This window comes from Alkalihalophilus lindianensis (assembly GCF_032843265.1).
Taxonomy (GTDB): domain Bacteria; phylum Bacillota; class Bacilli; order Bacillales; family Bacillaceae_D; genus Alkalihalophilus; species Alkalihalophilus lindianensis.
Genome location: NZ_JAWJBA010000685.1, coordinates 1 through 253, shown reverse-complemented (window position 1 = coordinate 253; position 253 = coordinate 1). Strand labels below are relative to the sequence as shown.

The window sequence follows — 253 nt, the reverse complement described above, 5'->3', positions numbered from 1 at the left end:
CATTGATTCCGCTGATTGCAATGCCTCCTCTAAAGACCAGGTAAGGAGCTTTTGCATATAAAGCATGCCTGCACTTGCCCTCATTCGGATAGACCCCTGGGAAATCGAATGATTTCGCACCTTTTGCACTTCATAAAGTTCACGCCATCTACGAATAAATAAAGGAACGAATCGAATGGTAAGCATGAGCAACAAGGCCAATTGAGGCCAAACTTTTGAAAACAAAAACATAAACTTCCGACTATTGATCACA

1 pseudogene is annotated in these 253 nt (G+C 41.9%); it reads right to left on the bottom strand.

Annotated elements, in window-relative coordinates:
• A pseudogene (locus tag RYX56_RS23905) lies at positions 1-225 on the bottom strand (energy-coupling factor transporter transmembrane component T); the annotation flags it as partial.
• Positions 226-253: the final 28 nt, after the last annotated feature.